Annotated in this window: 20 protein-coding genes and 1 pseudogene; 14 read left to right on the top strand and 7 right to left on the bottom strand. The window is 70.1% G+C overall.

The features are described 5' to 3' along the window. Window positions 1-151 precede the first annotated feature (151 nt). The 5 genes from OG609_RS10430 to OG609_RS10410 all read left to right on the top strand — a co-directional run bounded on the left by OG609_RS10430 (window position 152) and on the right by OG609_RS10410 (window position 4364). Window positions 152-952 carry a helix-turn-helix domain-containing protein gene (locus OG609_RS10430; RefSeq protein WP_327272559.1) on the top strand — a complete coding sequence of 267 codons (801 nt, stop codon included), beginning with the start codon at window positions 152-154 and terminating at the stop codon, window positions 950-952. 149 nt (window positions 953-1101) lie between these two features. Beyond that, on the top strand, window positions 1102-2577 hold the full coding sequence (gene rimO / locus OG609_RS10425; protein WP_114247011.1) for a 30S ribosomal protein S12 methylthiotransferase RimO: 1476 nt from the start codon (window positions 1102-1104) through the stop codon (window positions 2575-2577). Further along, window positions 2574-3365, top strand: coding sequence for a CDP-diacylglycerol--glycerol-3-phosphate 3-phosphatidyltransferase (pgsA, locus tag OG609_RS10420; RefSeq protein ID WP_327272558.1), 792 nt, complete (start codon window positions 2574-2576; stop codon window positions 3363-3365). The genes rimO and pgsA overlap by 4 nt, the downstream gene beginning before the upstream one ends. Continuing rightward, complete coding sequence (locus OG609_RS10415; protein ID WP_327272557.1) at window positions 3362-3871, top strand: CinA family protein; 510 nt, start codon at window positions 3362-3364, stop codon at window positions 3869-3871. The genes pgsA and OG609_RS10415 overlap by 4 nt, the downstream gene beginning before the upstream one ends. Window positions 3872-3980: 109 nt before the next feature. Continuing rightward, window positions 3981-4364, top strand: a complete 384-nt coding sequence (locus OG609_RS10410) for a helix-turn-helix domain-containing protein (RefSeq protein WP_030927058.1) — start codon at window positions 3981-3983, stop codon at window positions 4362-4364. Window positions 4365-5076: 712 nt separating this feature from the next. Here OG609_RS10410 and OG609_RS10405 read toward each other — a convergent pair. The 3 genes from OG609_RS10405 to OG609_RS10395 all read right to left on the bottom strand — a co-directional run bounded on the left by OG609_RS10405 (window position 5077) and on the right by OG609_RS10395 (window position 11471). Continuing rightward, window positions 5077-5841 carry an SDR family NAD(P)-dependent oxidoreductase gene (locus OG609_RS10405; protein WP_327272556.1) on the bottom strand — a complete coding sequence of 255 codons (765 nt, stop codon included), beginning with the start codon at window positions 5839-5841 and terminating at the stop codon, window positions 5077-5079. A gap of 36 nt (window positions 5842-5877) precedes the next feature. Then, entirely contained in the window at window positions 5878-6678 is an 801-nt protein-coding gene (locus OG609_RS10400) for a DNA-formamidopyrimidine glycosylase family protein (protein ID WP_327272555.1), read from the bottom strand. A gap of 101 nt (window positions 6679-6779) precedes the next feature. After that, window positions 6780-11471 (bottom strand): Lhr family helicase, encoded by a 4692-nt coding sequence (locus OG609_RS10395; RefSeq protein ID WP_327272554.1) that lies wholly within the window; start codon window positions 11469-11471, stop codon window positions 6780-6782. Window positions 11472-11561: 90 nt separating this feature from the next. Between OG609_RS10395 and OG609_RS10390 the strand changes: the two genes are divergently transcribed. From OG609_RS10390 to OG609_RS10380, 3 genes are read left to right on the top strand one after another with little or no spacing between them, the layout of a single operon-like run. Then, complete coding sequence (locus OG609_RS10390) at window positions 11562-12425, top strand: AraC family transcriptional regulator (protein ID WP_327277998.1); 864 nt, start codon at window positions 11562-11564, stop codon at window positions 12423-12425. Window positions 12426-12435: 10 nt separating this feature from the next. Then, the gene (locus tag OG609_RS10385) at window positions 12436-13239 is read left to right on the top strand and encodes an AzlC family ABC transporter permease (protein ID WP_327272553.1); all 804 of its coding nucleotides are present in this window, start codon (window positions 12436-12438) and stop codon (window positions 13237-13239) included. Next, window positions 13236-13541, top strand: a complete 306-nt coding sequence (locus OG609_RS10380; protein ID WP_327272552.1) for an AzlD domain-containing protein — start codon at window positions 13236-13238, stop codon at window positions 13539-13541. The genes OG609_RS10385 and OG609_RS10380 overlap by 4 nt, the downstream gene beginning before the upstream one ends. Window positions 13542-13617: 76 nt before the next feature. Here the strand turns inward: OG609_RS10380 and OG609_RS10375 are convergent, their stop codons facing one another. Together OG609_RS10375 and OG609_RS10370 are read right to left on the bottom strand one after the other, a co-directional pair. After that, window positions 13618-13767 (bottom strand): hypothetical protein, encoded by a 150-nt coding sequence (locus OG609_RS10375; protein ID WP_327272551.1) that lies wholly within the window; start codon window positions 13765-13767, stop codon window positions 13618-13620. A 693-nt stretch (window positions 13768-14460) separates the two neighbouring features. Beyond that, entirely contained in the window at window positions 14461-15375 is a 915-nt protein-coding gene (locus tag OG609_RS10370) for a hypothetical protein (protein WP_327272550.1), read from the bottom strand. A gap of 79 nt (window positions 15376-15454) precedes the next feature. Here OG609_RS10370 and OG609_RS10365 point away from each other — a divergent pair, with 79 nt between their 5' ends. Continuing rightward, window positions 15455-15649 (top strand): DUF3046 domain-containing protein, encoded by a 195-nt coding sequence (locus OG609_RS10365; RefSeq protein ID WP_266357346.1) that lies wholly within the window; start codon window positions 15455-15457, stop codon window positions 15647-15649. Between the two features lie 172 nt (window positions 15650-15821). Beyond that, window positions 15822-16988: an AI-2E family transporter gene (locus OG609_RS10360; RefSeq protein WP_327277997.1), complete on the top strand. Its 1167-nt coding sequence runs from the start codon at window positions 15822-15824 to the stop codon at window positions 16986-16988. Between the two features lie 59 nt (window positions 16989-17047). Here the strand turns inward: OG609_RS10360 and OG609_RS10355 are convergent. Beyond that, window positions 17048-17232: pseudogene (locus tag OG609_RS10355) on the bottom strand (short-chain dehydrogenase); the annotation flags it as partial. A gap of 240 nt (window positions 17233-17472) precedes the next feature. Between OG609_RS10355 and recA the strand changes: the two are divergent. Then, window positions 17473-18600: a recombinase RecA gene (gene recA / locus OG609_RS10350; RefSeq protein WP_114247024.1), complete on the top strand. Its 1128-nt coding sequence runs from the start codon at window positions 17473-17475 to the stop codon at window positions 18598-18600. A gap of 3 nt (window positions 18601-18603) precedes the next feature. Next, window positions 18604-19332, top strand: coding sequence for a recombination regulator RecX (recX, locus tag OG609_RS10345; protein ID WP_327272549.1), 729 nt, complete (start codon window positions 18604-18606; stop codon window positions 19330-19332). A 33-nt stretch (window positions 19333-19365) separates the two neighbouring features. On the opposite strand, the gene OG609_RS10340 is transcribed toward recX, so the two are convergent. Further along, window positions 19366-20004 carry a DUF6197 family protein gene (locus OG609_RS10340; RefSeq protein ID WP_327272548.1) on the bottom strand — a complete coding sequence of 213 codons (639 nt, stop codon included), beginning with the start codon at window positions 20002-20004 and terminating at the stop codon, window positions 19366-19368. A 203-nt stretch (window positions 20005-20207) separates the two neighbouring features. Here OG609_RS10340 and OG609_RS10335 point away from each other — a divergent pair, with 203 nt between their 5' ends. Further along, on the top strand, window positions 20208-20435 hold the full coding sequence (locus OG609_RS10335; protein WP_327272547.1) for a hypothetical protein: 228 nt from the start codon (window positions 20208-20210) through the stop codon (window positions 20433-20435). Next, entirely contained in the window at window positions 20432-22990 is a 2559-nt protein-coding gene (locus OG609_RS10330) for an FtsX-like permease family protein (RefSeq protein ID WP_327272546.1), read from the top strand. The genes OG609_RS10335 and OG609_RS10330 overlap by 4 nt, the downstream gene beginning before the upstream one ends. Window positions 22991-23093 lie beyond the last annotated feature (103 nt).

Here is a 23093-nt window from a genome sequence, read left to right as displayed (position 1 = left end):
CGGCAAGATTGTCCTTCTCGGGGTGGCCCAGAGAATCGGACGGCGTTCGAGTCTGATGGCGTACAAAGTCCTTCCTCCCGGTTGCCCCACCCTTTCGTACCCCCCCTAAACTGAACACCCAGCAGGTGGCTCACGCTCGAAAGGCGCCCCCGTGTCCATCGGCAACTCCCCCGAAGACGACCGGCCTTCGATCGGTCGAGTGCTCCAGCAGGCTCGTATCGCCGCAGGTCTCACGGTCGAAGAGATCAGTTCGTCCACCCGGGTGCGCATCCCCATCGTGCACGCGATCGAAGAGGACGACTTCTCCCGCTGTGGCGGCGACGTGTATGCGCGCGGCCATATCCGTACCTTGGCGCGTGCCGTCGGGACCGATCCGGAACCGCTGGTTTCGCAGTACGACGCCGAGCACGGCGGCCGTCCCGCACCCACGCCCGCGGCGCCGCTGTTCGAGGCCGAGAGAATCCGTTCCGAACCCCGTCGGCCCAACTGGACGGCGGCCATGGTCGCCGCGATCGTCGCCGTCGTCGGATTCGTCGGCTTCACCTTCTTCAAGGGCGGCGACGACGGCTCCACGACCACACAGGTCGCGGAGGGCTCGACGCCGAATACGAAGAGCCCCAAGCCGAAGACCAACAAGCCCGTCGACCCCAAGCCGCAGCCCTCCGACAGTGCCATCGCCGCGGCGCCCAGGGACAAGGTGACGGTGAAGCTCAGCGCCAGCCAGGGCAAAAGCTGGATCTCCGCCAAGGACCACAACGGGCGGCTGCTCTTCGACGGGCTGCTGCTGCAGGGCCAGTCCAAGACCTTCCAGGACCAGGAGCGGGTCGACCTCGTCCTCGGTGACGCCGGGTCCATCGAGCTCTTTGTGAACGGCAAGAAGGTCGAGGACAAGTTCCAGCCGGGCCAGGTCGAGCGGCTCTCGTACACGAAGGGCGACCCGGCGGTCGGCTGACCCGTACACACGCGGTTCCCCCCCAAGCGGCATCAGCAACGCGGCGAGCGCCTGGCAATCCTGCCGGGCGCTCGCCTGCTTTGTCACTGGGTGTGACGGTGGAACCCTGCACGGCAGGGCGAGTGCCGGGACAAAGTAGTCTTGAGCCCATGCCCGAACGCCGTACCGTCGCCCTTGTCACTCTTGGCTGCGCCCGTAACGAGGTGGACTCGGAGGAGCTTGCAGGCCGCTTGGCAGCGGACGGCTGGGAGCTCGTCGAGGATGCCTCCGACGCGGATGTCGCCGTCGTCAACACCTGTGGATTCGTCGAGGCCGCCAAGAAGGACTCCGTCGATGCCCTGCTCGAAGCCAATGATCTGAAGGACCACGGCAGGACCCAGGCCGTGGTCGCCGTCGGCTGCATGGCCGAGCGCTACGGCAAGGACCTCGCCGAGGCCCTGCCCGAGGCGGATGGCGTCCTCGGATTCGACGACTACGCCGACATCTCCGACCGCCTTCAGACCATCCTCAACGGTGGCATCCACGCCTCGCACACCCCGCGCGACCGCCGCAAGCTCCTGCCGATCAGCCCGGCCGAGCGGCAGGACGCCGCTGTGGCCCTGCCGGGGCACGCACAGGAGGCCGCACCGGCCCCCGCCCCCGAGGACCTTCCCGACGGAGTCGCTCCGGTCTCCGGGCCGCGGGCGCCCCTGCGCCGTCGGCTGGGCACCAGCCCCGTCGCCTCGGTGAAGCTCGCTTCCGGCTGCGACCGCCGCTGCTCCTTCTGCGCCATCCCTTCCTTCCGCGGCTCCTTCATCTCGCGCCGCCCGTCGGACGTGCTGGGGGAGACCCGCTGGCTGGCCGAGCAGGGCGTGAAGGAGGTCATGCTGGTCTCCGAGAACAACACCTCGTACGGCAAGGACCTCGGCGACATCCGGCTGCTTGAGACGCTGCTGCCGGAGCTCGCCGACGTCGAGGGGATCGAGCGGATCCGGGTCAGCTATCTGCAGCCGGCGGAGATGCGGCCGGGCCTCATCGACGTACTGACCTCGACCCCGAAGGTCGCCCCGTATTTCGACCTGTCCTTCCAGCACTCGGCCCCCGGCGTGCTGCGGGCGATGCGCCGCTTCGGTGACACCGACCGCTTCCTGGAGCTCCTGGACACCATCCGTAGCAAGGCGCCGCAGGCCGGTGCCCGCTCCAACTTCATCGTGGGCTTCCCCGGCGAGACCGAGGCCGACCTGGCGGAACTGGAACGCTTCCTCACCGGCGCCAGGCTCGACGCCATCGGCGTCTTCGGCTACTCCGACGAGGAGGGCACCGAGGCGGTCGGTTACGAGAACAAGCTGGACGCCGACGTCATCGCGGAGCGGCTCGCGCACATCTCGCAACTGGCCGAGGAACTGACCTCGCAGCGCGCCGAGGAGCGCCTGGGAGAGTCCCTGCAGGTGCTGGTCGAGTCCGTCGACGAAGAGGACGGTGCGGTGGGGCGCGCGGCGCACCAGGCCCCTGAAACGGACGGCCAGGTGCTCTTCACCGCACGCGAGGGCCTCGTGCCCGGCCGTATGGTCGAGGCAAAGGTTGTGGGCACCGAAGGAGTGGACCTGGTGGCCGAGTGTTCTGAGCTCGTGGAGGCGGCCAGATGACGGGAGTCCCGGCATCCGCGGCAGGCGGCTCCGGCGCGAAGCCGGTCCGCGGCGGCAAGCTGGGTACTGCGGCCGTCAACCAGGCCAGCCTGTGGAACATCGCCAATCTGCTCACCATGCTGCGGCTGGTTCTGGTGCCCGGATTCGTGATGTTGCTCCTGCACAACGGCGGCTACGACCCGGCCTGGCGCTCGTTCGCCTGGGCGGCGTTCGCCATCGCCATGATCACCGACCTGTTCGATGGTCATGTCGCGCGCACATACAACCTGGTCACCGACTTCGGGAAGATCGCGGACCCGATCGCGGACAAGGCGATCATGGGTGCGGCGCTGATCTGTCTGTCGTATCTCGGTGATCTGCCCTGGTGGGTCACGGGCGTGATCCTCTTCCGCGAGATCGGCATCACGCTGATGCGGTTCTGGGTGATACGGCATGCGGTGATCCCGGCCAGTCGTGGCGGGAAGATGAAGACTCTGGCGCAGGGGACGGCTGTCGGGATGTACGTCCTCGCGCTGACCGGTCCACTTGCCACCCTGCGCTTCTGGGTGATGGCGGTGGCTGTCGTGCTGACGGTCGTCACGGGACTCGACTACGTGCGCCAGGCCGTCGTGCTGCGACGCAAGGGGATCGCGGCCGAGCGCGCCGCTGCGGAGGAGGCTGCTGGGGCCGCCGGAGCCGCTGGGGCGTCCGGAGGATCTGCGGGGCCTGGGGCGTCCGGGGCTGCTGAGGGTTCAGGGCCGGTCGCCGGGGCCTCGAGTGTCCGTGGTTCGGCGGAGGCCGAGCGGTGACTGCCGCGGCCCGGGTGCTGGAGCTGCTCGTGGAGCGCGGTGAGACTCTTGCCGTCGCCGAGTCGCTGACCGGCGGTCTGGTCGCGGCGGAGCTGACTTCCGTACCGGGTGCCTCGAACTCCTTCCGCGGGTCCGTGACGGCGTACGCAACGCCCTTGAAGCGGGAATTGCTGGGTGTCGACGGCGTCCTCCTGGCGGAGCGCGGTGCGGTCGACCCGGAGGTGGCGCGGCAGATGGCGGCAGGTGTGCGCCGTGTTCTCGGGGCAGACTGGGGTATGGCCACCACCGGCGTTGCGGGCCCCGAGCCGCAGGACGGCAAACCCGTCGGCACGGTCTATGTTGCGGTGGCAGGGCCGGACGGCGCGGAGAATGTGACCGCGCTGCGATTGAACGGCGGGCGTGCGGACATCCGGAGAGAGAGCGTACGGAGCGTGCTGGCATTGCTCTCCGCCGAACTCGGCAAGAATGCAAGCGCACAGGATACGGAACAGAACGGGGGGAATTGATGTTTGCAGCCCTGAGTGAACACGACATCGCTCCCCGCACGGCCGCGGCGCAAGGCGGTACGGTGGGGCGTGAAGGATGCGGCTACGCGGTCCGAGGAGGGAGCCACCGATGATTCTGCTCCGTCGCCTGCTTGGTGACGTGCTGCGTCGGCAGCGCCAGCGCCAAGGCCGTACTCTGCGCGAAGTCTCCTCGTCCGCCCGAGTCTCGCTCGGCTATCTCTCCGAGGTGGAGCGGGGGCAGAAGGAGGCATCCTCCGAGCTGCTCTCCGCTATTTGCGACGCGCTTGACGTACGGATGTCCGAGCTCATGCGTGAAGTGAGCGATGAGCTGTCGCTGGCCGAACTGGCCGAGTCGGCAGCAGCCGGCGATCCGGTGCCTGTGCCGGTACGTCCAATGCTCAATTCCGTCTCCGTGACGTCGGTGGCAGGTGTGCCGACGGGACGGGTGACCATCAAGGCGCCCGCGGAAGCGGTGGATGTCGTCGCCGCCTGACCCGCGAGGTCGATGTGAAGCAGAGCCCCGGTCGGCCCCTCAGGGGCGGCCGGGGCTCCTGCATGGTCCGGGGTGGTGGGCGTGGTCCGTTCTGGATGCGGCTCGGGAGTGTCTGGGTGAGACTGCGAGTAGGAGGCATCGATCAGAAAGATCACGGGTGACCCGACACGGTCTGACGTGGCCTGACGTGTCTCGATGCGGTCTGCACCCGGGTGCCTGAGTGCCTCTGGCTCGGGTGGAGCCGCGATCCGGAGCAAGCCCGGATGTCCCGGGCGGAGAGCGCACAACGGTCTGCGGCAGCGCACTGCGCGCCGGTGGTGCACCGGTGCGCCCTCCCGCCGGGCGAGCGGGCCGGACTAGGTTCGGCCGGAGGAGGCAGCCATGGTACGGCGATGGGTGCCGGCGCTCGTTCTCGGCGGGGTGTGGTGGTGGGCCGTGCTGCGGCTCGTGCTGGAACCGGCCCATGCGGGGCTTGTCGAGGGTGCGGTGGCGGCGGGCGGATGGGGGCTGAGCCTCCTGCCCGTGCATGTGGCCGCGACCGCTGGGCCGACCAGGGCGGATGCGGGGCGGTGGTCTGCTCTTGGGATGCGGTGTGCGGGTTGGTGGTCCGACATCGGGACGCGGTGCCTGGGGCGGTGGTCCGCTCTTGGGATGAGGTGCGTGAATCAATGGTCCGCTGTTTGGATGCGGTGCGGTGGCCGGGCCTGGCGGACTACCAGGGCATGGCTACGCCGCCGTTCGGGCGGAGGATCTGACCGGTCATGAAGGCCGACGCATCGGATGCCAGATAGACCAGGGTGTGGGCGACGTCCTCGGGCTCGCCGACTCGGCCGAGCGGGGAAATCCGCGCCATCGTGGCCTCCGCCCGGTGTTGTTGTTCCGCGTCGTGGCGGGCGGTCATGGGCGTACGGATCCAGCCCGGGGCGACGGCGTTGACTCGGATGGAATGAGGACCCAGCTCGGTTGCGAGGGTCTTCGTCAGCTGGACGACCGCCGCCTTGGCCGCGCTGTAGCAGAGCAGCCCGGGGCTCGCGGCATCGACCGCTCCCGAGGCCATGGTGATCAGCGAGCCGGGTGCGCCGCGCGCGATCATGCTGCGGGCAACTTCCTGACAGGCGTACAGAACGCCCTTGAAATTGACTGAGAGGACGCGATCGAGGTCGTCGTCCGCGGTCTCCAGGACGCTGCTCGTATGCATGATTCCGGCAACGGCGGCCAGGATGTCGAGCTTGCCCGCGGCGGCCACCGCGGCCCTGATCCGAGAGCGGTCGGTGACATCGAGGGTGTGGATGTGGGATGTGCCACCGGCTTCGGCGATCAGGTCCCGGGTCTCCAGCAGGCCCTTCTCGTCGCGGTCCGCGCAGTGCACGGTGGCGCCCGCCGCTGCGAGCAGGACAGCGCCTGCGCGGCCGATGCCACCAGCCGCGCCGGTGATGAACGCGGAGCGGCCCGTGAGGTCGTACGCGGTGAGGGACATGACCGGACGGTACGACCGAATCTGACGGATCGTCAACTAGCCTGTGGGGCCCGATTGACAACGCGGGCACCAGTAGGTGGGGCGGGCGTCCTGATCGGCTGTGCGGATGGGCGTGCCGCAGCGCAGGCAGGGACGGTTGGTCCTTCCGTAGACCCAGAGCCGTTCGTTCGCGCCGTATCCGCGGGACGCCGCGCCGGTCGTCGTGCGCATGGGTCGGTCGCGGTTGGCTTCGAGGAGCTGTTTGGCCGTGGTGACAAGACGGGCGGCGGTGGGGGCGGCCAGGTCGCCGATGGGGAGCCAAGGGGTCGCACGGGCGAGGAAGCAGAGCTCGGCCTTGTAGATGTTGCCGATTCCGGCCAGGTTGCGCTGGTCCAGGAGGGCCTCGCCCAGGGGACGGGCGGGGTCGCTGAGCAGATTGTGCAGAGCGGTTTCGGCGTTCCAGTCGGGGCCCAGCAGATCGGGGCCGAGATGACCGACCGCGTTCTCCTCGTCCTGGGTGAGGAGGAGTTCGAGGACGGGGAGCCGGTAGCCGACGGCGGTGTGTTCCGCGTTGGCGAGGATGGCGCGGATCTGGTGGGCAGGGCCGCCGCGCCAGCGCTCGCCCGGTGCATAGATGCGCCAGACGCCGTCCATCCGCAGATGGCTGTGGAGGGTGAGGCCGCCTTCGATACGGGTGAGGAGATGCTTGCCGCGCGAGATGACGTCCAGAACCGTCCGGCCGGTGAGGTCGGCGGTGGCGAACCGGGGGACGCGCAGGTCGGAGTGGGTGAGGACCTGGCCGGCGAGTGCGGTGTGCAGACGTTTGGCGGTCTGCAGGACGGTGTCTCCTTCGGGCATGCCTCCATGATGCGGGGTCGGGTGGGGAGTGTGGTGTGCTGGGTGCGGGTGGTGTTGGGGACGGGCAGAGTGGCGTAGGAGGCGTGAGGTGTGCAGGTGGTTCAGGCGCGCAGGCGGAGTCCCCTCGGGGTGGCCAGGAATCCGGCCGCCTCCAGCGTGCGGCCGAGCGGGGAGGTCAGGGACGAGGCGCCGTTGGTGCGCTCCACCGTGACCGTGCCGAGCGCCCCCGCGCGGGCGGCTGCCGCCAGTGCCCCGGCTGCCGCGAGGAGTGCCGGGTCCTCCGGGTCGGTGGGCCAGGCGAGCAGCGTCTTGCCGCCACGCTCCATGTACATCGCCAGCTCGCCGTCGACCAGCACCACCAGGGCGCCTGCCTTGCGGCCAGGTTTGTGCCCGGCGCCGTCCGGCGGTTCGGGCCAGGGCAGGGCCGCGCCATAGGCATTGGCCGGGTCCGCCGCGGCGAGGACCAGGGCGTGGGGTGCGGCTCCCGGCTCCGTACGGTCACGGGCGGTGGACGTGGCACGCAGCCGGTCGACCGCGCCGTCCATCGCGAACTGGGCCGCTCCCAGGCCCTCGACGACATAGCCGCGCCGGGCCTGCCCGTTGTCCTCGAAGGCGGAGAGGACGCGGTACGTGGCGGAGAAGCCGCCCTCGACGCCTTCGGCCTGGACCGCGCCGCGGGTCACCACCCCGTGGCGGTCGAGGAGTGTGCGGGCCAGCGCGTGCGCACGGTGCGTGGGGTCGGGTTCGGTGGAGGGCAGCAGGGACCAGCGGCCCGAGACGGTGGGCGGGCCGGTGCGGGACACGGGCCGGGCGGCGCCGGTGAGTGAGCCGTAACGCCCGCGCGGGACGCTCCGTTTGGCGCGGTGGGCGGTCGATCCTGCCGTGCGACCGGAGCCGAGGAGTGAACGCAGCGGGGCGAGCGTGTCATTGGTGAGCCGGCCCGACCAGGCCAGGTCCCAGACTGCATCGGCCAGTTGCGGATCGGTGCAGTCCGGGTGGGTGGTGGCGCGGACCTGGTCGGCGATTTGCCGGAAGAACAGTCCGTATCCGCCAGTCAGGGCCGTCAGGACGGATTCGTGCAATGCGCTCAGTTCGAGCGGGTGCGGGGGCGGGAGGAGCAGGGGTGCGCTGTCGGCGAGGTAGAGGGACAGCCAGCCGTCCTTGCCGGGAAGGGCACCCGCACCGGCCCAGACGACCTCGCCGGTGGTGGTCAGCTCGTCCAGCAGCGCGGGGGAGTAGCCGGTGACCCGGCCCGGCAGGATCAGTTTCTCCAGGGCCGACGCCGGGACGGGCGCACCCTGCAACTGCTCGATGGCGCGGGCCAGTCCGTCGATGCCGCGCAGGCTGTTGTTGCCCAGGTGCTGCCACTGCGGAAGGAAGCCTGCGAGGGCGGCGGGCGGGACCGGCTCCAGCTCATGTCGGAGCGCGGCGAGCGAGCGGCGGCGCAGTCGGCGCAGCACGGTGGCGTCGCACCACTCCTGGCCGATGCCGGCGGGGTGGAACTCGCCCTGGACGGTCCGGCCGGTCGCGGCGAGCCGCTGCAGCGCGCCGTCCGTGACAGCGGTGCCGAGGCCGAAACGGGTGGCGGCCTCGGTGGAGGTGAACGGGCCGTGCGTACGCGCGTATCGGGCGAGAAGATCGCCGAGTGGGTCCTTGACCGGTTCGGTGAAAGCCTCGGGGACACCCACCGGGAGGGCGGTGCCCAGTGCGTCGCGCAGCCGTCCCGCGTCCTCGATCGCGGCCCAGTGGTCCGCTCCGCCGATCCGGACCCGGATGGCCCGGCGGGCCGCGGACAGCTCCGGAGCCCAGGGCGGCTGGGCGCCGCGCTCGGCCAACTCCGCGTCGGTGAGCGGTCCAAGGACCCGAAGGAGATCGGCGACCCCTTCAATGCCCTTGATCCGGCGGTCCTCGGTCAGCCACTGGAGTTCCTGCTCCAGCTCGGTCAGGACATCGGCGTCGAGCAGTTCGCGCAGTTCTGCCTGGCCGAGGAGCTCGGCCAGGAGGTGGGAGTCGAGGGAGAGGGCGGCGGCCCGCCGCTCGGCGAGGGGCGAGTCGCCCTCGTACAGGAACTGGGCGACATAGCCGAACAGGAGCGAGCGGGCGAAGGGCGAGGGCTCCGGGGTGGTCACCTCGACCAGCCGGACACGGCGTGCTTCGAGGTCGCCCATGAGTTCCGCCAGCCCGGGGACGTCGAAGACATCCTGGAGGCATTCGCGGACCGCTTCCAGAACGATCGGGAAGGAGCCGAACTCGGAGGCGACCTGGAGGAGTTGTGCGGCGCGTTGGCGCTGCTGCCAGAGCGGGGTGCGCTTGCCGGGGCTGCGTCGCGGCAGCAGCAGGGCGCGCGCCGCGCATTCGCGGAACCGCGAGGCGAACAGGGCTGATCCGCCCACCTGGTCGGTGACGATCTGGTTGATCTCGCCCTGGTCGAAGGTCACGTCCGCAGCGCCGACGGGCGGTTGCCCGCTGTCGTAGGAGGGGCCCGGCAACGGTGCCTGATCCTGGGCCGGGTCCTGCGCCGGATCGAAGTCCAGGAGGTCCAGGCCCATCAGGTCTGCGTCGGGCAGCCGCAGCACTATGCCGTCGTCGGCATGCATCACCTGGGCGTCCATGCCGTACCGCTCGGCGAGGCGGGCATTCAGCGCCAGCGCCCATGGGGCATGTACCTGCGCGCCGAACGGGGAGTGGACGACGACCCGCCAGTCACCCAGTTCGTCACGGAAACGCTCGACGAGGATGGTCCGGTCGTCCGGTACGTGACCGCAGGCGCGGCGCTGTTCGTCGATGTACGACAGGGTGTTGTCGGCGGCCCAGGTGTCGAGACCGGCGGCGAGCAGACGCTGCCGGGCATCTTCCTGGGACAGTCCGCCGATCTCGCGGAGGAACGCGCCGAGCGCACGCCCCAGCTCCAGTGGACGGCCCAGCTGATCGCCCTTCCAGAACGGCAGCCGGCCGGGAACCCCGGGGGCGGGCGACACCAGGACCCGGTCGCGGGTGATGTCCTCGATCCGCCAGGACGTGGTGCCCAGCGTGAAGACGTCGCCCACCCGGGACTCGTACACCATCTCCTCGTCCAGCTCGCCCACCCGGCCGCCGCCCTTCTTGGGGTCGGCGCCGACGAGAAAGACCCCGAAGAGCCCGCGGTCGGGGATGGTCCCGCCGGACGTGACGGCGAGTCGCTGGGCGCCGGGGCGGCCCGTGACCGTACCGGCCACCCGGTCCCAGACCACACGCGGGCGCAGCTCGGCAAAAGCATCGGAGGGATAGCGCCCGGCGAGCATGTCCAGCACGGCGGTGAACGCCGACTCGGGCAGGGCGGCGAAGGGGGCGGCGCGGCGGGTCACGGCCAGCAGGTCATCCACCTGCCACGTGTCCAGGGCAACCATGGCGACGAGCTGCTGGGCCAGCACATCCAAGGGGTTGGACGGGATCCGGAGCGCCTCGATGGAGCCCTCGCGCATCCGCTCGGTGACCACGGCAGCCTGCACCAGATCGCCCCGGTACTTCGGGAAGACCACTCCGGTGGAGACCGCACCGACCTGGTGCCCGGCCCGGCCGACCCGTTGCAGCCCGGAGGCGACCGACGGCGGCGACTCAACTTGGACCACCAGATCGACCGCCCCCATGTCGATGCCCAGCTCCAGACTGGAGGTGGCGACCACGGCCGGCAGGCGGCCCGCCTTGAGGTCTTCCTCGACCTGGGCGCGCTGTTCCTTGGAAACCGAACCGTGGTGTGCGCGGGCGAGGAGCGCGGGGGCGCCCTTCGCCGCGCCCGACTGAGCCATGATCTCGGCCGGGGACTGTGCTTCCGGCAGCGCCGTGGCGGAGCTGTGCTCATCGAGCACAGTGCCGGTGGCCCGCTCATACGCGATCTCGTTGAGCCGGTTGCAGAGCCGCTCCGCGAGGCGGCGGGAATTGGCGAAGACGATGGTGGAGCGATGCTCCTGGACGAGATCGACGATGCGTTCCTCGACATGGGGCCAGATCGACGGCTTGTCCGCCTGGCCCGCCTGGCCCGCCTGGTCGGTGTCGGTGGCGGGGGAGCCGCCGAGCTCGCCCAGATCCTCGACCGGCACGACCACCGACAGGTCGAACCGCTTGGTGGACGGCGGCTGGACGATCTCCACCTTCCGCTGCGGTGAGAGGAAGCGCGCCACCTCGTCGACCGGACGGACCGTCGCCGACAGGCCGATCCGCCGTGCGGGCCGCGGCAGCAGCTCGTCGAGACGCTCCAGCGACACGGCGAGATGGGCGCCCCGCTTCGTACCCGCCACGGCATGCACTTCGTCAAGAATCACCGTCTCTATGCCGGACAGCGCCTCCCGGGCCGATGAGGTCAGCATCAGGAACAGCGATTCGGGCGTGGTGATCAGGATGTCCGGCGGCCGGGTCGCCATCGAGCGGCGCTCGGCGGGCGGGGTGTCGCCGGAGCGGATTCCCACCCGGACCTCGGGCTCGGGCAGCCCCAGACGCACCGACTCCTGGCGGATGCCGGTCAGCGGCGAGCGGAGATTGCGCTCGACATCGACCGCTAGGGCCTTGAGGGGCGATACGTACAGCACGCGGCAGCGTTTCTTCGCCTCGGCGGGAGGCGGGACGGACGCAAGACCGTCCAGCGCGGCGAGGAACGCGGCCAGGGTCTTGCCGGAGCCGGTCGGCGCGACGACCAGCACGTCGGAGCCCTCGCCGATCGCGCGCCAGGCGCCTTCCTGCGCGGCGGTGGGCGCGCTGAAGGCACCCGCGAACCAACTGCGGGTCGCAGGGGAGAACGAGTCGAGCGCAGAGCCGGCCATGTCCCCCATCGTGCACCCCGGCACTGACAACGGCTGTGACGGCCATCGGCGACCGCACCCCGTAGCTGCGAGAATTCGTCCATGGTGGCAATGCCGGAGTCGGGGTCAGGAGAGTGGGCGAGGCACTGGCAGTACGCGGAGCTGCCCGACCTCGATCTGCTGCGTGCCCGGTACGTGCGGCACACCTTCCCGCGCCACAGCCACGAGGGCTATGTATTCGGCACCATCACCCGAGGGGTGGAGGACGTCGGGCTGCCCGGCGGCACCGTCGTACACGCGGGCCCCGGCGCCGTAGTCATGATCAATCCGGAGGTGCCGCACACCGCCCGCGCGGGTGTTCCGGAGGGCTGGGTGTACGCCACGCTGTACCCGTCCGCGCAGGTGATCAACGACATCGCGGCCGATACGACGAGTCTGCGCGGCACGGTCGGTTTCACCGAGACCAGCGTCATGGACCCGTACGCGGCCCGGCTGATCGGCGAGGTCCACCGGGCAGCCGAGGAGGGCAACGCACTCGCCGCGGACACCGTGCTGCGGGTGATGGTCGCGCGGCTGCTGAACCTGCACGGCAGCGCGCTGCCGGCGCGCGTGCCCCGATCGGCGGGTGCCCGTGACGCGGCGCGGGCCCGCGCGGTGCTGGAGGGCAGGATGGCGGAGCCGCCCACCTTGGAGGCGCTGGCCGCGGAGCTCGGAACCAGTCCGTTCGCGCTGCTGAGGGCCTTCAAGAAGCAGTACGGGATGCCGCCGCACGCCTGGCTCACCGATGCCCGGGTGCGGGCCGCGCGCCGGATGCTCGACGCGGGGACAGCACCTGCGGAGGCGGCCGCCGAGGTCGGCTTCACCGATCAGCCGCATCTCAACCGTCACTTCACCCGGATCGTGGGAGTGCCGCCCGGCGCGTACCGGCGCGAACGTGCAAGAACGTACAAGACCGGGCGCGACCTGCCCACGTAGCGTTCCGGTCGTGGCAGAACAGACAAGACTCCCAGAGGGCGTCGGCGAAGCAGCTGGTGCCCCCCACGGCAGCGCGACCGTCCCGACGGCGCAGCCGGACGCCGTCGGGGCGAAGTCGGACGCGGCCGTCGTACGCGACGCGCTCGGTGTCGGCATAGCCGTCGGACTTTCCGGCTTCGCCTTCGGCGTGACCTCGGCCGGCTCCGGACTGAGCCTGCTGCAGACCTGCGCGCTCAGCCTCGCTGTCTTCACCGGCGCCTCACAGTTCGCCCTCGTGGGCGCTCTCGCGGCGGGCGGCAACCCGTACACCGCAGCTGCCGGGGCTTTCTTCCTCGGCGTACGCAACTCGTTCTACGGCCTGCGGCTGTCGCAGCTGCTCGCCCTTCCACGCGCGCTCCGCCCCTTCGCCGCCCAATGGGTCATCGACGAGACGACCGCCGTGACACTGCCGCAGCCCACTCGGCGGGCCGCACGGATCGGTTTCGCCGTCACCGGACTCACCCTCTACGTGCTGTGGAACCTGACCACGCTGCTGGGGGCCCTCGGCGCCGAGGCGCTCGGTGACACCGACGCCTGGGGGCTGGACGCGGCATCGCCTGCGGTCTTCCTCGCCCTGCTCGCGCCGATGCTGAAGAGCACGACGGAACGCATCACCGCCGCAATCGCGGTTCTGCTCGCGCTCGGACTGCTGCCCGTACTGCCCGCAGGTGTACCCGTCCTGCTGTCCGCGCTCGCCGCACCCGCCGTCCTCTTCCTGAGCGGACGCCGGAAGGGAACGAGCCGGGGCACGGCCACGGGGGAGGAGAACCGATGAACATCTGGATCGCCATCGTGCTGACCGCCGTCGGCTGCTACCTCGCCAAACTGCTCGGACTGCTGGTGCCCGCCGGGGTGCTGGAACGTCCGCTCGCGCAGCGTCTCGCCGCGCTGCTGCCAGTGGCGCTCCTGGCCGCCCTCACCGCGCAGCAGACGTTCGGCGACGGGCAGCACCTGACGCTGGACGCCAGGGGCGCAGGGCTCGCCGCGGCGGCGCTCGCACTTGTTCTGCGCGCGCCCTTCCTCGTGGTCGTAGGGGCCGCCGTGGTCGTCACTGCAGGGGTACGTGCCCTCGGTTAGACACCTTGTTGAGACACGCGTGTAAGGGGCTCGGTTCATGGGACCGAGCCCCTTACACACTTACTTGGCGACCCGTTCAGTGCACTGCGAGGCCCATCGGCGCGGTCTGGGCCACATCGAGCCGTGCCGCGTCCTTCTCCGGCCGGAGGAAGCAGACAGCGAGCACACCGGCCGCCGCCACCAGCCCCGCCATCAGCAGATACGCCGAGTGGAAGCCCGTGGGCACGGAGGGGGCCAGGGTCCTCGCCCTGCGCTGCGAGCCCAAGGTCCATGAGCTGGCGCGGCGGATGACCCGCAAGTCCTTCGAGCAGCTCCCCGGATACGCCGGACTCCCGGACGACATGAAGGACCTGGAGATCGCCGCGACCATCCGGCACGGCGTACGTCTCTTCCTTCGCCGCGCCACGGAACCACACCCCGGTCCCGGCGGGCTCCGCCTCTTCCGCGAACGGGCGGTGCAGCGTGCCGAGGAAGGGATGTGCCGCTGCATCTGTTGCTGCGCAGTCACGTGCTCGGCATGTACGTCCTGTGGCAGTCGCTGCGTGAGACCGCCGGGCCGGGTGAGGAGGGTGCGCTCATCGAACTGGTCGATCTGCTGCTCCAGTCGCACCACTCTCTGGTCGGTGCAGTGGCCGAGACGTTACATGGACGAGCGATCCGCACTGGAAGCGGAACAGCGCGAGCAGCGCCGCTCCCTGGTACGCGGTTTTCTCGACGGGACGCTGGAACCTGGCCGTGCCTTGCTCGAGCAGCTCGGTCTCGACGGGCCCGCGCTCGTGCTCGCCGTCGTCCTGGAACCCTCGGCCGACGCCGACGCCGACGCCGACGCCGACGCCGACGCCGACGCCGACGCCGACGCCGACGCCGACGCCGATTCGGAATCGGGCGGCGCCCGCTGCGCCGCCTCGCCCGCCTGGTCTCAGCCGAGGCTGCGCCCATGGGCCCGCAGTGTCAGGAGCGCCTTGAGCGTCACGATGGGCCGTCCCTCCAGAGCCGTCCCAGGCGCCCACTGCCGCCAGTTCACCGGCCAGCCGCCGTCCGTCTGCTGCTCGGCCGCAAGATGGTCGAGCGAGCGGGCCAGCTCCTCGTCGGTGAACCAGCGGCGGGCGAGTGAATCGGGTGTACGGGCGTAGTCGTACGGGAAGTGCCGCTCGCCCGGTGCGTATCCGGCCGCCACCGGGTACTCCTCGCTCCTCTCCGGATCCAGCACGGCGAGCCGCTGTTCCCGCACCAGTCGCCCGAGCCGGTCGGCCGCCGCCTCCGCACGGGCCCGGTCCGGAGCGCCGTCCAGAAAGGCGAGGGCCGCCTCGATCTCGTACGGATGCGACTGCTCCAGAGCGTCGACCGCCGCCCAGCAGAAATCGGTGGCCCGGAACAGCCAGGCATGCCACACCGCATTGCGGTGCAGGAGCCCGACGACGGGGCCGGTGGCCAACAGTGCCGCGGGCGGGTCGTCGACGATCGGGATGAACGGTGCCGCCGGATAGCCGCGCTGCGACGGCAGGAGAGCGGGCAGCGCCCCCTCCTTGGTGGACGCCTCGGTCAGGAAGCGGCAGATCCGCTCCACTCGCAGCCCGCTGCAGCGGCCGATGGAGTCGAGGACGCTGAGTGCGTGCGCGGTGTGCAGTGGCTGACTGACGGGGCCACGCAGATCGGGTTCGAGTGCGTGCCCGAATCCGCCGTCCTCATTCAGATAGGCGGTGAGTGCGGTCTCCACGGCCTCCGCACTTCCTTTCAGGAAGTGATGGGCGAACCGCTGCTGTTCTAGCACACGGGCCGTGAGCCAGATGAACTGCTCGGCACGGTTGAGGGGACTTGTTCCGGTTCCAGCCATGGACCGACCGTAGGGCGGTAAGCGCTCTCGGCAAGACGTAGCGGCATGGCTGCACTCTCAGGAGCGGGATACTGAGGTCATGCGGTTGACGATTTTCTGGGAACGGATGGCGGACCACTTCGGCGCGGGATACGCCGATTCCTTCGCGCGCGATCATGTGATGGCCGAACTCGGCGGGCAGACGGTGCACCAGGCGCTGGCCGCGGGCTGGGAGGCCAAGGATGTCTGGCGCGGTGTCTGTACCGCGGTCGGCATCCCCGCCGACAAGCGCTGATCGTCGGCTCGTCAATGGCCGGACCTGTGATGTTGTCCGGGGCGGGCGGCTGTTTGTCACAGCCGTAGGCGAGACTGGAGCCGTGTCACCGACAGACGAGACAGCCCAGACCCAGACGCCTCTCACCCAGCCCGCCCCGCCGGTCCCACCGTCCGGCAACGGGCCGGCCCGTATGCCCGCGTGGCTGCCGCGTGCCATGGTGCTCGCCCTGGCGCTCTACGCCTGTTTCCAGCTCGGCAGCTGGGCGTTCGACCAGCTCATCGGGTTGCTGATCAATGTGCTGATCGCGTTCTTCCTGGCGCTCGCCATAGAGCCCGCGGTGAGCCGGATGTCGTCGCGCGGCATGCGTCGCGGCCTCGCCACTTTCCTGGTCTTCCTCATCGTGCTGATAGCGGCGGCCGGTTTCGTCGTGCTGCTCGGCTCGATGCTCGCGGGCCAGATCGTCGACATGGTCGAGGAGTTCCCGAAGTATCTGGACTCGGTGATCAACTGGGTCAACCAGAGCTTCCACACCGAGCTCTCCCGGGTCGAGGTCCAGGACAGCGTGCTGCACTCCGACTGGCTGCAGAAATATGTCCAGAACAGCGCGACCGGAGTGCTCGACATCTCCACCACCGTGCTCGGCGGGCTGTTCCGTCTTCTGACGATCTTCCTGTTCTCGTTCTACTTCGCCGCCGACGGTCCCAGACTGCGGCGCGCCCTGTGCTCCGTACTGCCACCCGCCAAGCAGGCCGAGGTCCTGCGGGCCTGGGAGATCGCGGTCGACAAGACCGGCGGCTACCTCTACTCGCGCGGTCTGATGGCACTCGTCTCCGGGATCGCGCACTACATCCTGCTGGTGATCCTCGGCGTTCCGTACGCGCCCGCGCTCGCCATCTGGGTCGGACTGGTCTCCCAGTTCATCCCCACGATCGGTACGTATCTGGCAGGCGCCCTGCCCATGCTGATCGCGTTCACCGTCGACCCCTGGTACGCGTTGTGGGTGCTCGGATTCGTCGTGATCTATCAACAGTTCGAGAACTATGCGCTGCAGCCCAAGCTCACCTCCAGGACCGTCGACATCCATCCGGCGGTCGCCTTCGGATCGGTCATCGTGGGCACGGCGTTGATGGGTGCCGTGGGTGCGTTGATCGCGATCCCGGCCGTCGCCACGCTTCAGGCCTTTCTCGGCGCCTATGTGAAGCGGTACGACGTGACGGACGACCCGCGGGTGCACGGCCGCCACCAGCAACGTGGTGAGCCGGTGCTCACGCGGCTGCGCCGGTCCTGGCGGACTGCCGGGAGCAATGAGGGCCGGGGCGGACAGGACGGCGCCGGGGAGCATCCGGAACGTGCCTGACCGGCTCGGTGGTGAGGGCTCGTCTCAGCGATAGTCCACGAGAGCCGCTGTCTCCTTGAGGTCTTGGGGCGGTTCATCTCCGAGCGCTGCGACCCGCTCGTCCGCCCCGTGACGTATCGGTCGCTCCGGTCGCACCCGGCTGAACCGCCATGCCGCGGCCCGCACCGCGCGTCGCCCTGGACACCAGAGCCACTTTGCCTGTCGGCTTTGTCCCCGTATGGACGGAATTTGGCGTGGCGTCGATCGCTGATCTTGACTCCCCCGAGGGTGGAGTGCTAGGGCGCTACGCTAGGGGCAGTTCGGTCCGACGCGGTGTGCTTGACACTAAAATCGAACATCCATTCTCATGGGATTCCGGCCGGGTTTTCCCGGGCCCGACCGTGGAGTTGTCCACAGGCCGGGAGGACGTCGAGGCCCATTGTCAGTGGCAGGGGTTAGCGTCTTTGACGTGAAGCGATCGACTCAAGCAAATCGGGTGGAACCCATGGCAGGAACCGACCGCGAGAAGGCGCTGGACGCCGCACTCGCACAGATTGAACGGCAATTCGGCAAGGGCGCGGTGATGCGCCTCGGTGAGCGGCCGAACGAGCCCATCGAGGTGATCCCCACCGGGTCGACTGCCCTCGACGTGGCCCTCGGCGTCGGCGGCCTGCCGCGCGGCCGTGTGGTGGAGGTGTACGGACCGGAGTCCTCCGGTAAGACGACGCTGACGCTGCACGCGGTGGCGAATGCGCAGAAGCTCGGCGGCTCGGTGGCCTTCATCGACGCGGAGCATGCCCTCGATCCCGAGTACGCGAAGAAGCTCGGCGTCGACATCGACAGCCTCATCCTGTCCCAGCCGGACAACGGTGAGCAGGCCCTCGAAATCGTGGACATGCTGGTCCGCTCCGGCGCCCTCGACCTGATCGTCATCGACTCCGTCGCGGCGCTCGTGCCGCGTGCGGAGATCGAGGGCGAGATGGGCGACTCGCACGTGGGTCTGCAGGCCCGCCTGATGAGCCAGGCACTCCGTAAGATCACCAGCGCGCTCAACCAGTCCAAGACCACCGCGATCTTCATCAACCAGCTCCGCGAGAAGATCGGTGTGATGTTCGGCTCGCCGGAGACCACGACCGGCGGCCGGGCGCTCAAGTTCTACGCCTCGGTGCGCCTCGACATCCGCCGGATCGAGACGCTGAAGGACGGCACCGACGCCGTCGGTAACCGCACCCGCGTCAAGGTCGTGAAGAACAAGGTCGCGCCGCCCTTCAAGCAGGCCGAGTTCGACATCCTCTACGGCCAGGGCATCAGCCGCGAGGGCGGTCTGATCGACATGGGCGTGGAGCACGGCTTCGTCCGAAAGGCGGGCGCCTGGTACACGTACGAGGGCGACCAACTCGGCCAGGGCAAGGAGAACGCCCGTAACTTCCTCAAGGACAACCCCGATCTCGCCAATGAGATCGAGAAGAAGATCCTTGAGAAGCTGGGCGTCGGCGTCAGGCCTGATGCCAACGCCGCCGAGCCCGGTGCGGATGCGGCGGGCGGCGCCGCAGCTTCGGCCGACAGCGCGAAGTCGGTGCCCGCTCCGGCCGGCAAGGCCAAGCCGGCCAAGACCGCGGCGGCCAAGAGCTAGACCGTGACGCGTCGTACGGAGTGGCCGGTCAGCGCCACTACTGACCATGGCGCCGGTCCTGGCCCCGAATTCGCCGCCGGACACACGGCCGAATCCGAGGGTGCGTACGAGCCGGTGGCCGGCCACGGCACCGACTCGGGCGCCGGATTCGGTGAGGGGGCGGGTCGTGGTGCCCGCTCCCGTTCCAGGAGCAGCGGCTCCCCTTCCTCGTCGAGGGCCGAGAAGGGGGAGCCGCGAGACCCGGTCGAGCAGGCGCGCAACATCTGTCTGCGGCTGCTCACCGGGACCCCGCGCACCCGAAAGCAGCTTGCGGATGCCCTGCGCAAGCGGGAGATCCCGGACGAGGCGGCCGAAGAAGTGCTGTCGCGCTTCGAGGATGTCGGGCTGATCGACGATGCCGCGTTCGCGGACGCCTGGGTGGAGTCCCGGCACCACGGCCGAGGGCTGGCCCGCCGCGCACTCGTCCGTGAGCTGCGCACCAAGGGGGTGGATTCCGCCGTGATCGACGAGGCCGTCGGGCAGCTCGACTCCGAGCAGGAGGACGCGACAGCCCGAGAGCTGGTCGCGCGCAAGCTGCGCTCCACTCGCGGCCTGGACCGCGACAAGCGGCTGCGCCGCCTTGCGGGCATGCTCGCCCGCAAGGGGTACGGGGAAGGCATGGCCCTGCGCGTGGTGCGGCAGGCGCTGGAAGAAGAGGGCGAGGACACGGAAGGCCTGGACGAGCCCTACTGACCGGGCCCGTACTGGGCGGGGCGGTTGTGGTGATTACTGCCCGGCGCGAGCGGCGCGGCTGATGGTGGCGTCGATCAGGGCGAGCGCATCTGCGGCGGTGCGGCCGGGGTGCCGGTTCCAGGGTCCGATCAGCCCGGTCCAGCCCTGGGAGCGGAGCTCGGCGACGAGCCAGGCGCCGGCCCGGTCCACGGTGTCGCGGGAGCCGTAGCCCAGGCGGTGTGCGGTGAGGAGGGCGCCGCAGATGCACCGCGCGCCGCGGGCGTTGCGCAACCGGTACGGGGTGTTCTGCCAGCCCCACTCGGTCAGGATCTGTCGTGCGTAGGCGAGATGGGTGGAGGGACGCACCTCGGGCTGCCCGATGCGCCGCCAGGAGTGGAGCCGGTCGGGGAGGATCGCACCCAGGCGCCCGGGGAGGGGCCGTTCGCATGGCGCGGTCGCCGGCAGGGCACGGACGGAGTCGGCGATGAGCTGGTCGACCGGTACGGACAGCAGGTCACGCCAGTCGGCCGGGTGGCTGACCGGCAGTTGTTCCGCGGTGCCGGGGGAGGAGGGGAGTGAGGGTTCGGGGGCGGTGAGGCCCCAGCCGGAGACGATCTGTTGCCACGCCTCGGTGTCGTGGAGGCGAGTGGCCTGAACGTCGAGCTGGTCGGGGGTGAGGGTGGGGGTCGGCATGAGTGCGAGGTCTCCGTCACGTCGGTCCTTGGCGTTGAGGCGAATGTCTGTCGCGCACGGGGATTGCTCCACCGGAGCGTGGCGTTCGGGTGTGTCGGGGTGGATTCGGGGGACCGGCAACGGCGTGCGGGGGGTAGCCCCAGTACGAAGACGCAGGCGCGCTCCAGTGCACGGATATCCGGGCACAGAGCACTGTGTGACGCATGGCAGAGAAGCCACCCATGGCAGCCGTGCGCGACACACACGCCGTGCACGACACACACGCCGTGCACGACACGGACGCTGCGCACGCCACCAGCGATCACCCGCGTGCACTGGCCCTGCGCGCCGGCCTCGCCCTCTTCGAGCAGCTCCAACGCGGAAGCGACCCGGCGCCGGACCCGGCCGTGACCCCGGCGGACAACAACAGAAAAGAGACGGACGCACCATGATGCTGCGCTATGCCCTGCAGACGATCCGGGACCGTAAGGGCGGATTCCTCGGTGCCTTCCTGGCCCTCATGTGTGCCGCAGCCCTCATCACCGCTTGCGGCACGCTGTTGGAGACCGGCCTGCGCGGAAGGATCTCCACCGAACGCTATGCCGCCGCGCCGCTCGTGGTCTCCGCCGACCAGAACGTCCACCGCACCACCGTCAAGCACAAGGGCAACGGAAAGACCAAGGTCAAACACAAGTCGAAGCCGGTCGCCGAGCGCGCCTGGCTGCCCACGGCGATCGCTGATCGGATCAGCAATCTGGAAGGCGTACGGAAGGTGATTCCCGAACTGACCTTTCTGGCCCAGCCCGTGTCTCGATCTGCGACCCAGTCCCAGCTCGCCGCCCGCCGCTCGTACGGCCACTCCTGGGCCTCCGCCCCACTCACCCCCTTCGCTCTTGTCTCAGGCCGCGCCCCCGCCTCCGAGGACGACGTGGTGATCGACCGCGGCCTCGCCGAACGGAAAGGCCTGAAGCCCGGGGACCGGCTCGTCGTCCAGTCCACCAGCGCCCCCCGCCCGTACCGCATCAGTGGCATTGCGGCCCCGGCCGGCCGGGGCGATCTACGGCAGCAGTCCTCGCTCTTCTTCTCCACCGCCGAGGCCGAGCGACTTGCCGCCCGTCCCGGCCGGATCAGCGCCCTCGGCGTGATGCCCGCGCCCGGCACCGACCTCAACCGGTTGAAGCAGCAGGTCGAACAGGCGCTCAAGGGCACCACCGCGCAGGTCGCCACCGGTGATGACCGCGGGCCCGTCGAGTTCCTGGACGCCGCGGGAGCCCGTATCAAGCTGGTCTCCATGGGCGGCGCCATGGGTGGTACGTCCCTCCTGGTCGCGATCCTCGTCGTGGTCGGCACCTTCGCGCTCTCCATCCAGCAGCGCCACCGCGAACTGGCCCTGCTCCGCGCCATCGCTGCCACCCCGCGTCAGGTCCGCCGCCTCCTCGGCCGTGAGGCCCTGGCCGTCGGAGCCGTTTCCGGTGTCCTGGGCGCGCTCGCCGGGCTGCCCCTCGCCGGCTGGCTGCACAATCGATTCATCGACATGGGTGTGATCCCGGCGACCCTGGAACGCACCGCAGGTATCTTCCCGGCCTGCGCAGCCCTGGCCGTCACTCTCCTCGGCGCCTGGGCGGCGGCGAGGATCTCAGGCCGCCGTATCGCCCGTATCCGTCCAGCCGAGGCCATGGCCGAGTCCACGGTCGAGCGCGGCCCGGCCCGCGGCCGGATCGTCGCGGGTCTCGTACTGCTCGCGGGCGGCGCCGCTCTCATTGCCGTACTGAGCGTCCTGCGTACCGAGGCCGCCGCGACCCCTGTCACGTTCCTGGCCGTCGTCGTGTCGGCCACGGCCGTGTCACTGCTGGGCCCGTTCCTCGTGCGACTGGCTTCTGTACTGCTCGCGGGACCACTTCGACTGGCAGGTTCCGGGGGACCGCTCGCCACCGCGAACATCCGCGGGAACTCCACCCGGATGGCCTCCGTCGTCACCCCGCTCACCCTGCTCATCGGGATGACCTGCACGGTTCTCTTCGTTCAGCCGACGCTCGGCGACGCCGCCCGCGCCCAGGCCCACGACGGCGTCCGCGCCACCTGGGTACTGGCCGCACAGGGGCCAGGTGTCCCGTCCGCGGCCGCCGAGACCGTCCGTAGGACGCCGGGTGTCACGGCCGCCACCGAGGTCGTACGGACCACCGTGCGCGTAGGCCTGGACAAGTACCCGGCCCAAGGCGTCACCCAGGCCGGACTCGCCCGCACCTGGGACCCTGACGTGACGAGCGGATCGCTCACCGGGTTCACCGCCGGCCCCGGCACCGCCGCGATCAGTGAACTCGCTGCCGACCGGCTCGGCCTCCACCCCGGCAGCAAGTTGAAACTTCACCTCGGCGACGGCACCCCCGCCACCCTCACCGTCGCCGCCGTCTACAGCCGGGGCCTGGGCTTCGGCGACCTGACCCTGCCCCATGAGCTGCTCGCCCGCCACATGGACAACCCTCTTGCCGCCACGGTCCTGGTCGCCGGGGACAGCGGCCGTGACGAACTCGCCGCCGCACTCAAGCAGTTCCCCGGCGTCTCCGTCCTGGCTCCGGCGACCGCCGACCGGCTCCAGGCGGACCGACAGCAGGAGAATGCGGCGGTCAACCATCTCGCCATGGGCCTGGTCCTGGCGTTCACCGCCATCGCGGTCGTCAACACCCTTGCCATGTCCGTGTCCGAGCGCATCAGGGAGTTCGCCATGCTCAGGCTGGCCGGCGCGACCCGGCGTCAGGTCCTGCGGATGCTCCGCATCGAGGCCCTGTCGGTCCTGCTGATCGCCGCTGCCCTCGGCAGCGGTATCGCACTGGCTGTACTGACCGCCTTCAGCATCGGCATGACCGGCAGTGCGGCGCCCGCGGTTCTGCCGCTGGTGTACGCGACAGTGGTGGGCGTCGCCGCACTGCTGGCACTGACCGCCACGGCGCTGCCCGGCCGACTGGCACTCAGGGTCCGCCCGGTGGAGGTAGCCACGTCCAGGCAGTGACCCTCCGACGGGATCCGGCGTCGGCGTCCTGCGGCTGGGGCGCTCCGCCCGGCTCCGCCCGACACCGGACTCCGGCTGGACGTTCCGGTCCCTGCCCCGTTCC

It is taken from the genome of Streptomyces sp. NBC_01224 (genome assembly GCF_036002945.1).
Lineage (GTDB): Bacteria > Actinomycetota > Actinomycetes > Streptomycetales > Streptomycetaceae > Streptomyces.
The sequence above is the reverse complement of the archived record's forward strand: the minus strand, read 5'-3'. Positions and strand labels throughout refer to the sequence as shown.

Excerpts from the sequence above, each read along its gene's own strand:
- OG609_RS10360 (WP_327277997.1), top strand. The coding sequence starts at position 15,822 with ATGCCCGCGTGGCTGCCGCGTGCCATGGTGCTCGCCCTGGCGCTCTAC.
- OG609_RS10390 (WP_327277998.1), top strand. The coding sequence starts at position 11,562 with ATGCCGGAGTCGGGGTCAGGAGAGTGGGCGAGGCACTGGCAGTACGCG.
- OG609_RS10340 (WP_327272548.1), bottom strand. The coding sequence starts at position 20,004 with ATGCCGACCCCCACCCTCACCCCCGACCAGCTCGACGTTCAGGCCACT.
- rimO (WP_114247011.1), top strand. The coding sequence starts at position 1,102 with ATGCCCGAACGCCGTACCGTCGCCCTTGTCACTCTTGGCTGCGCCCGT.
- OG609_RS10405 (WP_327272556.1), bottom strand. The coding sequence starts at position 5,841 with ATGTCCCTCACCGCGTACGACCTCACGGGCCGCTCCGCGTTCATCACC.
- OG609_RS10380 (WP_327272552.1), top strand. The coding sequence starts at position 13,236 with ATGAACATCTGGATCGCCATCGTGCTGACCGCCGTCGGCTGCTACCTC.
- pgsA (WP_327272558.1), top strand. The coding sequence starts at position 2,574 with ATGACGGGAGTCCCGGCATCCGCGGCAGGCGGCTCCGGCGCGAAGCCG.
- OG609_RS10400 (WP_327272555.1), bottom strand. The coding sequence starts at position 6,678 with ATGCCCGAAGGAGACACCGTCCTGCAGACCGCCAAACGTCTGCACACC.
- OG609_RS10365 (WP_266357346.1), top strand. The coding sequence starts at position 15,455 with ATGCGGTTGACGATTTTCTGGGAACGGATGGCGGACCACTTCGGCGCG.
- recA (WP_114247024.1), top strand. The coding sequence starts at position 17,473 with ATGGCAGGAACCGACCGCGAGAAGGCGCTGGACGCCGCACTCGCACAG.
- OG609_RS10330 (WP_327272546.1), top strand. The coding sequence starts at position 20,432 with ATGATGCTGCGCTATGCCCTGCAGACGATCCGGGACCGTAAGGGCGGA.
- OG609_RS10370 (WP_327272550.1), bottom strand. The coding sequence starts at position 15,375 with ATGGCTGGAACCGGAACAAGTCCCCTCAACCGTGCCGAGCAGTTCATC.
- OG609_RS10335 (WP_327272547.1), top strand. The coding sequence starts at position 20,208 with ATGGCAGAGAAGCCACCCATGGCAGCCGTGCGCGACACACACGCCGTG.
- OG609_RS10395 (WP_327272554.1), bottom strand. The coding sequence starts at position 11,471 with ATGGCCGGCTCTGCGCTCGACTCGTTCTCCCCTGCGACCCGCAGTTGG.
- OG609_RS10410 (WP_030927058.1), top strand. The coding sequence starts at position 3,981 with ATGATTCTGCTCCGTCGCCTGCTTGGTGACGTGCTGCGTCGGCAGCGC.